Below are 11683 nucleotides of genomic sequence, written 5' to 3' on the forward strand. Positions count from 1 at the left end.
AGCCCGCCCCCGCCGTGCCACCCGCCGGCGCGACGCCCCCGCCGCCCCCGCCCTACGGGTTCGCCGGCTACCAGGTCCCGCCGGCTCCGGCCCCCGCCGCGCCGCCTGTCGCGCCGTCCCTGGAGCCCCTGCTTCCCAAGAGCGCCCTGCGTTCGTTTCCCTATCCGCTCCTGTGCGTGGTGCTGTTCTTCCTGGGCGGGTTCACCGTGGGCTTCGGCCTGTCGTGGGCGGTCTACCTCACCATCCCCTTCTGGTACTGGATCGTGAACGTGATCGAGGCCGACCCGCTCTATCACGCCCGGCGCGTGGAGCGTTACCGGGCAGCCCAGGAGGCCGCTGCCCAGCAGTCGATGCCGCCGGCGGGCGCCGTTCCGCCGCAGGGACGATAGGGGGTCGCCATGAGGCTGACGAAGACCACGTGGGTCAAGGTGGCCCTCATCATCCTGCTGTGCCTGGCGGTGCTGGGCGCGCTGACGGGCGGCTGCGCGTCGGTAGGCCGCCTCTGGGGCGGCTTCGGGGGAGCCGGGTCGTGCGCGCGGGGCTCCGGCGAGTCCCTGGCGCCCGGCGGCGGCACCTTCACGGCCGCGGACATCGACAGCCTGGACGTGGACTGGGCGGCGGGCTCGGTGACCATCGAGGTGGTGGGCGACGGCGCCGACGTGACGCTCGCGGAGACCTACGTGGGCCCGGGGCGCCAGCCCCAGACCGTCGCCTACGTGGACGGCCGTACCCTCGTGGTGGACTACGGCGTGACGGGCGGCTTCATGTTCGGCTGCGCCGCCGGCCACAAGGAGCTGGTCATTCAGGTGCCCGCGTCCCTGGCCGAGCGGCTCGACCTGGTGTCGCTGTCCGCGGCCTCCGGCGACTACGCGCTCTCCGGCATCCGGTGCGATCGGCTGCTGCTGGAGCAGGCGTCCGGGCGCACCACGGCATCGGACGTGACAGCCCGCGAGATGGATGTCGAGCTGGCCAGCGGCGCCATGGTCCTGGGCGTGTCCGTGAGCGAGCGCGCCGAGTTCGACATCGCCTCGGGCAACGTCGAGGCACGCCTGGGCGGCGAGGTGCCCCATGACGTGACCGCGTCCCTCGCCAGCGGGGACCTGCGGCTGCTCGTGCCCGACGGTACCGGCTTCACAGCCCAGGTGGACAAGGTCTCCGGCAGCTTCGAGAGCGCCTTCCCCTGCACCACCGACGGCAACCTCTCTATAAGTGGCGACGGCGGCCCGATGCATGTGTGGGTCACCATGACGAGCGGCCATATGGTGATAGGCAAGGCCTAGCATCCGTTTTCAAATGAGAAACCCCGCCCAGTTCGGGCGGGGTTTTTGCGTAAAAGTCCAAAGAATTTCCACAGCTGGTTAAAATTTTCCTTGACTTGGTTTTGCGGGCGTCATATCTTAGCAAATTGCAACTTTTTTGCAGATTTGCGATGCGCGTGAAGGAGGAACAGCCTCGTGGCTCAAGGAAAAAACACCGCTCCCACCAGCCTTTATAGGGATCGCAGAAGCTTCGCGAAGATTCCGGACGTGATGGACGTCCCCAATCTTATCGCCATCCAGACGGAAAGCTTCGACTGGTTCAAGGAAGAGGGCCTGGCGCAGGCTTTCGCCGACATCTGTCCTATCGAGAACAACACGAAGGACATGGCCGTCGAGTTCGGCCGTCATGAGTTCGGCGAGCCCAAGTACACGGTGGACGAGTGCAAGGAGAAGGACGTCAGCTACCAGGCGCCCCTCTTCGTGGAGATTCGCTTCATCAACCGCGAGACAGGCGAGATCAAGGAGCAGGACGTGTTCATGGGCGACTTCCCGCTCATGACCCCGCGCGGCACCTTCATCATCAACGGCACCGAGCGCGTCGTCGTGTCCCAGCTGGTTCGCTCGCCCGGCGTCTACTTCGCCGCCGAGCGTGACAAGACCTCCGACAAGACCATCTACTCCGCGAAGGTCATCCCCTCCCGCGGCGCCTGGCTCGAGTTCGAGACGGACAAGCGCGACCTGCTCTCCGTGCGCATCGATCGCAAGCGCAAGCAGCCGGCCACGCTGCTCGTGCGCGCCCTCGGCCTGGCCGAGACCCGCGAGGAGATCATCGAGCTCCTCGGCGACTCCGAGATGGTGCTGCGCACCCTCGACCGCGACCCCGCCACCACCAAGGAGGAGTCGCTCATCGAGCTGTACAAGCGCTTCCGTCCCGGCGAGCCGCCGACCATCGACAGCGCCCGCACCCTGCTCGAGGGCCTGTTCTTCAACCCGCAGCGCTATGACCTGGCGAAGGTCGGCCGCTACAAGATCGACAAGAAGCTCGGCTTCGACCCGGAGGAGAACGACTCCTCCACCCTCACCGATGACGACATCGTGGCTACCATGCGCTACATCATCGCCCTGCACGAGGGCGAGGAGGGCTACGCCACCGACGACATCGACCACTTCGGCAACCGCCGCATCCGCTCCGTGGGCGAGCTGATCCAGAACCAGTTCCGCATCGGCCTGTCCCGCATGGAACGCGTCATGCGCGAGCGCATGTCCATGCAGGAGCCCGACGAGATCACGCCGCAGTCGCTCGTGAACATCCGCCCCATCGTGGCGGCCACCAAGGAGTTCTTCGGCTCCTCGCAGCTCTCGCAGTTCATGGACCAGACCAACCCCGCCGCCGGCATCACCAACAAGCGCCGCCTGTCGGCCCTGGGCCCGGGCGGTCTGTCCCGCGAGCGCGCTGGCTTTGAGGTCCGCGACGTCCACACCTCCCACTACGGGCGCATGTGCCCCATCGAGACGCCTGAAGGCCCGAACATCGGTCTCATCGGCTCGCTGGCCACCTATGGTCGCATCAACGCCTACGGCTTCATCGAGACGCCGTACCGTCGCGTGGTGGACGGCAAGGTCACCGACGAGGTGGACTACCTCACCGCCGACGAGGAGGAGAACTACATCATCGCGCAGGCCAACGACCTGTTCGATCCTGAGACCCGCGAGTTCGGCTACACCGACGAAGACGGCGTGTTCCACAAGGCCGCCCGCGTCCTGTGCCGCACGAAGAACGCCGCCGGCGAGTTCGGCGAGCCCGACGAGGTGGAGCCGGAGCGCGTCAACTACATGGACGTGTCCCCGCGCCAGATGACCTCGGTGGCTACCTCGCTCATCCCGTTCCTCGAGCACGACGACGCCAACCGCGCCCTCATGGGCTCGAACATGCAGCGCCAGGCCGTGCCGCTGCTGCGCCCGACGGCACCGCTCGTCGGCACCGGCATCGAGCATCGCATCGCGGTGGACTCCGGCGAGATCCTCGTGGCCCAGCGCCCCGGCGTGGTGGACTACGTGGACGGCCAGACCATCATCATCCTGAACGACGAGGGCGAGTACGACGAGTACCTCATCCCCAAGTTCCAGCGCTCCAACCAGTCCGGCTGCATTAACCACCGCCCGCTCGTCCGCAAGGGCGACGAGGTCCAGGCCGGCGACGTGCTGGCCGACGGCCCGTCTTGCGACGGCGGCGAGCTGGCGCTGGGCCAGAACCTCATGGTGGCCTACATGCCCTGGGAGGGCTACAACTACGAGGACGCCATCATCGTGTCCGAGCGCGTGGTGTCCGAGGATCTGCTGACCTCCATCCACATCTCGGAGTACGAGGTTGACGCCCGCGACACCAAGCTCGGTCCCGAGGAGATCACCCGCGAGATCCCCAACATCTCCGACGACATGATCTCGGACCTGGACGCCGACGGCATTATCCGCGTGGGCGCCGAGGTGTTCCCGGGCGACGTGCTGGTGGGCAAGGTCACCCCCAAGGGCGAGACGGAGCTCACCGCCGAGGAGCGCCTGCTGCGCGCCATCTTCGGCGAGAAGGCCCGCGAGGTGCGCGACACCTCCCTCAAGGTGCCTCACGGCTCCGGCGGCCGCGTCATCGGCATCCACCGCTTCTCCCGCGAGAACGGCGACGAGCTGGCGCCCGGCGTGAACGAGCTCGTGCGCATCTACGTGGCCCAGAAGCGCAAGGTGCAGCAGGGCGACAAGCTCTCCGGCCGCCACGGCAACAAGGGCGTCATCTCCCGCGTGCTGCCCGTGGAGGACATGCCCTACCTCGCTGACGGCACGCCCATCGACGTCATCCTGAACCCGCTGGGCGTTCCCTCCCGTATGAACGTGGGCCAGCTGCTCGAGAACCATCTGGGCTGGGCTGCCAAGTGGGGCTGGTCGGACGCCGAGGAGACCGACGAGGTGGTCGAGGGCCCGATGTTCGTGGCCACGCCCGTCTTCGACGGCGCCACCGAGAAGGAGATCTCGGACGCCATCGAGCACGCCAACCGCAACCTCATCAACATCAACCATGCCAAGTACGGCGACATGGCCCGCGACGAGCTGGTGCCGCAGCTGTCCCGTACTGGCAAGACCTGGCTCTACGACGGCCGCACGGGCGAGAAGTTCCGCGAGCCCATCACCGTGGGCCAGACCTACATCCTGAAGCTCGGCCACATGGTGGACGACAAGATCCACGCGCGCTCGACCGGCCCCTACAGCCTCATCACCCAGCAGCCGTTGGGCGGCAAGGCGCAGTTCGGCGGCCAGCGCTTCGGCGAGATGGAGGTGTGGGCGCTCTACGCCTACGGTGCCTCCAACGTGCTGCAGGAGATCCTGACCGTCAAGTCCGACGACACGGCCGGCCGCGTCAAGTCCTACGAGGCCATCGTCAAGGGCGAGAACATCCCGGCGCCCGAGGTGCCCGAGTCCTTCAAGGTACTCGTGAAGGAGATGAAGTCGCTGTGCCTCAACATCGAGCTCGAGGGCCACGACCTGCCCTCCGAGAACGGCGAGGAGGAGCTCGACGTGGACCAGGCGCTCTACGAGGCCCTGGCCGCTGACGCGAAGAAGACCGAGGACGAGACGGCCTCTGCCATCGATGACATTGCTGCTGAACTGGGAGAACTGATGAGCGACGTCTCTACTGACACTGATATCAACGAACTCATCGGCGAGGGAGAGGAGGCCTAGGATGCCCACGGAATACGACGTGAACAACTTTGACGCCCTGCGTATCTCCCTGGCCAGCGCCGAGGACGTGCGCAGCTGGTCGCGCGGCGAGGTCAAGAAGCCCGAGACCATCAACTACCGCACTCTCAAGCCCGAGAAGGACGGCCTGTACTGCGAGAAGATCTTCGGTCCTACCAAGGACTGGGAGTGCGCCTGCGGCAAGTACAAGCGCGTGCGCTTCAAGGGCATCGTCTGCGAGCGCTGCGGCGTTGAGGTGACCCGCTCCAAGGTGCGCCGCGAGCGCATGGGCCACATCGAGCTGGCTGCTCCCGTGAGCCACATCTGGTACTTCAAGGGCAGCCCGTCGCGTCTGGGCTACCTGCTTGACATCCCGCCGAAGGAGCTTGAGAAGGTCCTGTACTTCGCCAGCTCCATCATCACGAGCGTGGACAAGGAGGCTCGCGAGGAGGACGCCGACGACCTGCGTGACGAGCTCGCCGCCGACCTCGACGAGCTGGACGCCGAGCGCGACCGCCTCATCGAGGCCACCCGCCGCCTGTCCACCGACTACGTCCCCGAGGACGACGACTTCGTGGACGAGGTCGAGGAGGACGAGCGCATGACCCCCGAGGAGGTCGACGAGGAGGTCGCCGACATCTACGAGGAGTTCAACGAGCGCAAGGCCCTGCGCCAGGACGCCTTCGACGCCTTCATGAAGATCGAGCCGAAGCAGCTCGTTCCCGACGAGGCGCTCTACCGTGAGATGCGCGCCAACTACCGCGACTACTTCACCGGCGGCATGGGCGCCGAGTCCGTGCGCGACCTGCTGGATGCCATGGACCTGGAGGCCACGGGCGAGGAGCTGCGCGAGACCATCGCCACGGGCAAGGGCCAGAAGCGCGCCAAGGCCATCAAGCGCCTCAAGGTGGTGGACGCGTTCCTCAAGTCCGACAACAAGCCCTCCGACATGATCCTCGACGTGATCCCGGTCATCCCGCCCGACCTGCGCCCCATGGTGCAGCTGGACGGCGGCCGCTTCGCCACGTCGGACCTGAACGACCTGTACCGCCGCGTCATCAACCGCAACAACCGCCTCAAGCGCCTGCTCGACCTGGGCGCGCCTGAGATCATCGTCAACAACGAGAAGCGCATGCTGCAGGAGGCCGTGGACTCGCTCTTCGACAACGGCCGCCGCGGCCGCCCTGTGACGGGCCCGGGCAACCGCCCGCTCAAGTCCATCAGCGACATGCTGAAGGGCAAGCAGGGCCGCTTCCGCCAGAACCTGCTGGGCAAGCGCGTCGACTACTCCGGCCGCTCGGTTATCGTCGTGGGCCCGCAGCTCAAGCTGCACCAGTGCGGCCTGCCGAGCCAGATGGCGCTCGAGCTGTTCCGCCCCTTCGTCATGAAGCGCCTGGTGGAGCTGGAGTACGCCGCCAACATCAAGGCCGCCAAGCGCGCCGTGGATCGTGGCGCCAGCTACGTCTGGGACGTGCTGGAGGAGGTCATCGCCGAGCACCCCGTGCTGCTGAACCGCGCGCCAACCCTGCATCGTCTGGGCATCCAGGCCTTCGAGCCGGTGCTCGTCGAGGGCAAGGCCATCAAGCTGCACCCGCTGGTCTGCACCGCCTTCAACGCCGACTTCGATGGCGACCAGATGGCCGTGCATGTGCCGCTGGGCGCTGAGGCCCAGGCCGAGGCCCGCGTGCTCATGCTGTCGTCCAACAACATCAAGTCGCCCGCTCACGGCCGCCCGCTGACCGTGCCCACCCAGGACATGATCATCGGCCTGTACTACCTGACGGCCGCCCGCGACGGGTTCCCGGGCGAGGGCCGCGTGTTCATCGACATGGACGACGCCATGAACGCCTACGACGCCCGCGCCGACCTGGACCTCCAGGCCAAGATCTGGGTGCGCCTGCGCATGGACACCCGCATCGCCACCGCCTTCGGCGAGTTCGAGGACCACGCTGCCGGCGAGCGCATCGAGACCACCGTGGGCCGCATCATCTTCAACGACGTGCTGCCCGCCGACTACCCGTTCCTCAACTACGAGATGAACAAGAAGGAGATCAGCCGCCTGGTGGAGGACGTGTGCAACCGCTACGCGCTCTCCGAGGTGCCGCCCATCCTGGACGGCCTGAAGGACGCGGGCTTCCACTACGCCACGCGCGCCGGCGTCACGGTGTCGGTCTACGACGCCACGGTGCCGCCGAACAAGGCGGAGATCCTCGCGGCGGCCGATGCCAAGGTGGCGGCCATCGACGAGGACTACGAGTTCGGCCTCATGTCCGACGACGAGCGCCACAAGCAGGTCGTCGACATCTGGAACGAGGCGAACGAGGAAGTCGGCGAGGCCATGGCGGCCAACTTCGACAAGTTCAACCCCATCTACATGATGGCGTTCTCCGGCGCTCGCGGCAACATCAAGCAGATCCGCCAGCTGGCCGGCATGCGCGGCCTCATGTCCGACCCGAAGGGCGAGATCATCGACCGCCCGATTAAGGCGAACTTCCGTGAGGGCCTCTCCGTGCTCGAGTACTTCATCTCGACCCACGGCGCCCGCAAGGGCCTGGCCGACACCGCGCTGCGTACCGCCGACTCGGGCTACCTGACCCGCCGTCTGGTGGACGTGGCCCAGGACGTCATCATCCGCGAGATCGACTGCGGCACCACCGAGGGCGTCCCGTACCCCATCGTCAACGAGAAGGGCGACCTGGACGAGAACCTCATCGGCCGCTGCCTGCTCGAGGACGTGCGCGGCACCGACGGCGAGCTGGTTCAGGCCGCCGACGAGTACATCACCTCCATGGACCAGCTGCGCGCCATGAGCCAGGCTGGCGTCGAGGAGGTCATCATCCGCACCATCATGACCTGCCATGCCGAGCACGGCGTCTGCCAGAAGTGCTACGGCTGGGATCTGGCCACCGCCCGCCCGGTCAACATCGGCACGGCCGTCGGCATCATCGCGGCCCAGTCCATCGGTGAGCCCGGCACGCAGCTGACGATGCGTACCTTCCACACCGGCGGCGTGGCCGGCGAGGACATCACCCACGGCCTGCCCCGCGTCCAGGAGCTCTTCGAGGCCCGCAAGCCCAAGGGCCAGGCGGTGCTCGCGGAGATCTCCGGCACCATGCAGGTCTCGGGCGACAAGACCTCCAAGACCATCACCATCCACGACCAGGAGGGCAACTACCGCGAGTACGTCGTGTCGGCGCGCGCCCAGCTGCTCCCCGGCGTGATGGACGGCTGCCAGGTGAAGGTGGGCCAGCAGCTCACCAAGGGCTCGGTGAACCCGCACGACCTGCTGCGCCTGACCGACCCCAACTCCACCCTGCGCTACATCGTGAGCCAGGTCCAGGGCGTGTACGTCTCCCAGGGCGTGGACATCAACGACAAGCACATCGAGGTCATCGCGCGCCAGATGCTGCGCAAGGTGGCCGTGCTCGACTCGGGCGACTCCGACTTCCTGCCGGGTCGCCAGGTCAACCGCTTCGAGTTCGAGAAGGTGGCTAACGAGCTCATCGCCGAGGGCAAGGAGCCGCCGGTGGGCCAGCCGCTGCTGCTCGGCATCACCAAGGCGTCGCTGGCCACGGACTCGTGGCTGTCCGCCGCCTCCTTCCAGGAGACCACCAAGGTGCTCACCGACGCCGCCATCGAGGGCAAGACGGATCACCTGGCCGGCCTGAAGGAGAACGTCATCATCGGCAAGCCCATCCCTGCGGGCACGGGCCTCAAGCGCTACCGCGACGTGCGGCTCACCTACAAGGGACGCCCGATCGACGGCGTGGCGGGCGACGCGCTGCCGGACTTCGCGCCGGATGCCCTGCGCGAGATCGAGGACCTGCTGCCCCAGCCTCAGGACTGGTCGCTGGACGGCGACGGCTACTTCAACGCGGGCGGCGGCTTCGGCGGCTACTACAGCGCCCTTTCGCTGGGCCACCGCGGTCATAACCTGTCCGACGAGGATGCGCGCCTGTACATCTACGATGATCTGGGCGTGTCTCAGCGCTGGGCGAACAAGTTCTCCGAGGCCGGCATCGAGACGGTGGCCGACCTGGTGGGACACACCGAGGAGGACCTGCTGCGCATCGAGGGCATCGGCGTGAAGGCCATCGAGGAGCTCAAGGAGGGCCTGGAGGCCCGCGACCTCATGCACGTCATCGAGGACGACCTGGCCGCTACGAGCGACGACATGAGCCAGCTGCTCGACATGGTGTTCTCGCCTGACGACACCATCCTCATCGGCGGTGACGAGCCCCCGACGTTCAACACCGACGACGAGGAGATGCTGGGCGAGGCCCTGCCGCCCCGCTCCTACCAGCGTAACCTCGAGGAGCTGGACGCCCTGCTGGGCTCCGTGGGCTCCTTCGGCTTCGGCATCACCAGCGAGGAGACCGAGGCCGCGGCTGACGACGAGGACGACGAGTAGCCGCTGATCGAAGGCAAAGGGGCGGGCTTCGGCTCGCCCCTTTTCGTGACAGTGCACGATCAGCCCCCTATCATGCAGATTCGGACGGTTTTGCACCCTGCTGCGGGCTTTGTGGAGCCGTCTGATGGACTGTCTTTTGGGATGGCCATCGGTGACCTGGGGGTTTGGTCGCGCCGCCTGGCCGCAAGGGCGTGCAGCCGTGCCCGCATGAGTGCAAAACCGTCCGAATCTGCAAGTTCGGGGCGAAAAACGGAGGAAAGGAGACGGGCATGGGCCAGAAGACCTATGTGCCCGAGGGCGAGCAGCCCCCGGCATCGCAGGCGGGTGCCTCGCTCGAGGCCCTGGCGGCCACCATCGCTGCCCGGCGCGAGGCGGGTGAGGAGAGCTACACCCACCGCCTGCTGACCGGGGACGTGGACGCGGTGCTGAAGAAGGTCATGGAGGAGGCCGGAGAGGTGGCCCTGGCGGCCAAGGACGCGGATTCTGCGCTCTACTTCGCCGGTGAGTCCGCCGAGGTGGCTCCCGGATCTACCGCTGCCGAGCGCCTGGCCGAGGCGGCCAGCCAGTCGGTCGACCACCTGCGCTACGAGGCGGCTGACGTGGTCTACCATCTTCTGGTGGTGCTTGAGCGCTTCGGCATCGGACTGGACGAGCTGGCCGCCGAGCTCAACAACCGCATGACTGCGGACGAGCGCCCTGCTGGCGCCGTCCGTCTATACGACGAGTATGTGCGAAGGGGGAAGTAAGATGCCCAGAATGTTCGGAACCGACGGCGTGCGCGGCATCGCCAACGTGGAGCTGACCTGCAAGATGGCCTATCACCTGGGCCAGGCCGCCGTGACCACCCTGGGGGAGTCCATCGTGGTGGGCAAGGACACCCGCCTGTCCGGCGACATGCTGGAGGCGGCCCTGGTGGCCGGCATAACGAGCGCTGGCGGCACGGCCCTTCTGGCCGGGGTCATCCCCACGCCGGGCGTGGCCCTGCTCGTGCGCGAGCTGGGGGCCGGCGGCGGCGTGGTCATCTCGGCCTCGCACAACCCGCCGGAGTACAACGGCATCAAGTTCTTCGACGCCGAGGGCTTCAAGCTGCCTGACTCCGTGGAGGACGAGATCGAGGCGTTCGTCGCGGGCAGCGGCCTGGAGGGCCTGGTGGAGCGCGCGGTGGCTGCCGGCGAGGAGGCCGCCATGCCGTCTGGCCCGGCGCTGGGCGTGGCCATTCCCGTGGAGGAGGCCTGCGAGATCTACATCAACCATGCCGTGGACAGCATCCGCGCCCAGGGCATCGACTTCTCGGGCATGACCATCGCGCTGGACGCCGGCCATGGGGCCAGCGCGCTCACGAGCGCCGAGGCCCTGCGTCGCTTGGGCGCCGAGGTCATCGCCATCAACGAGGACTACGACGGCACCGACATCAACGTGCAGTGCGGCTCCACGCACCTGGCGCCGCTGGCCGCCCTCATGGAGGAGACCGGCGCGGACGTGGGCATCGCCCACGACGGCGATGCCGACCGCGTGATGCTCATGGCTCCCGGCGGCTTGGAGATAGACGGCGACATGGTGGAGGCCGTGTGCGCGCTCGACATGAAGGAGCGCGGGGTGCTGGCCGGCAACACTGCGGTGAGCACGGTCATGTGCAACCTGGGCTTCGTGCACGCTATGCGCGATGCCGGCATCGACGTGGTGCAGACGAAGGTGGGCGACCGCTACGTGCTGGAGGAGATGCGCGAGAAGGGCTACGCCATCGGCGGCGAGCAGTCGGGCCACATGATCCTGCTGGAGTACAACTCCACGGGCGACGGCCTCATGACCGCCTGCCAGTTCCTCGCGGCGGTCAAGCGCACCGGCAAGCCGGTGGCCGAGGCCGTGGCCGTCATGACGCGCTTCCCGCAGGAGCTCATCAACGTGCGCGTGCGCGACAAGCACACCGCTGCGCAGAACCCGGCCATCGTGGCCGCCGTGGCCGCCGCCGAGGAGGCCCTGGGGGACAACGGCCGCGTGCTCTTGCGTCCGAGCGGCACCGAGCCGGTCATCCGCGTGATGGTGGAGGCGCTCGACGCCGAGCAGGCCGCCGCCGAGGCCCGAAAGCTCGCCGAGGTGGTGGAGCGAGAGGGCTAGCGCCTTTGGCGCGCTCGCGAGGAGCGGCAAGCTGCGAGGCGCGGGCTTCCTGCGCGCTGCGATTGACGGGGCGTCCCTGAGGGGGCGCCCCGTTTGCGTCTGCGATGGGGCGCCGGGCGGGATGCGGCGCGGGCGCGGCGCTGGCGGGCGCGGCGCTGGCGGGCGCGGGCGCGGC

At 67.6% G+C, this 11683-nt stretch carries 5 protein-coding genes and 1 pseudogene; all 6 read left to right on the forward strand.

The genetic code is table 11. The features are described from left to right. Positions 1-389: pseudogene (locus D1643_RS07795) on the forward strand (hypothetical protein); the annotation flags it as partial. 9 nt (positions 390-398) lie between these two features. Further along, positions 399-1280: a DUF4097 family beta strand repeat-containing protein gene (locus D1643_RS07800; protein WP_160710087.1), complete on the forward strand. Its 882-nt coding sequence runs from the start codon at positions 399-401 to the stop codon at positions 1278-1280. Positions 1281-1454: 174 nt separating this feature from the next. Then, positions 1455-4985 carry a DNA-directed RNA polymerase subunit beta gene (locus D1643_RS07805; protein WP_160710088.1) on the forward strand — a complete coding sequence of 1177 codons (3531 nt, stop codon included), beginning with the start codon at positions 1455-1457 and terminating at the stop codon, positions 4983-4985. Position 4986: 1 nt separating this feature from the next. Next, positions 4987-9393 carry a DNA-directed RNA polymerase subunit beta' gene (locus D1643_RS07810; protein ID WP_160710089.1) on the forward strand — a complete coding sequence of 1469 codons (4407 nt, stop codon included), beginning with the start codon at positions 4987-4989 and terminating at the stop codon, positions 9391-9393. A gap of 269 nt (positions 9394-9662) precedes the next feature. Then, entirely contained in the window at positions 9663-10139 is a 477-nt protein-coding gene (gene hisE, locus D1643_RS07815) for a phosphoribosyl-ATP diphosphatase (RefSeq protein WP_160710090.1), read from the forward strand. Position 10140: 1 nt separating this feature from the next. Beyond that, entirely contained in the window at positions 10141-11508 is a 1368-nt protein-coding gene (gene glmM, locus D1643_RS07820; protein ID WP_160710091.1) for a phosphoglucosamine mutase, read from the forward strand. Positions 11509-11683 lie beyond the last annotated feature (175 nt).

Origin of the sequence: Enterorhabdus sp. P55 (genome assembly GCF_009911695.1) — a bacterium.
Classification (GTDB): domain Bacteria; phylum Actinomycetota; class Coriobacteriia; order Coriobacteriales; family Eggerthellaceae; genus Enterorhabdus.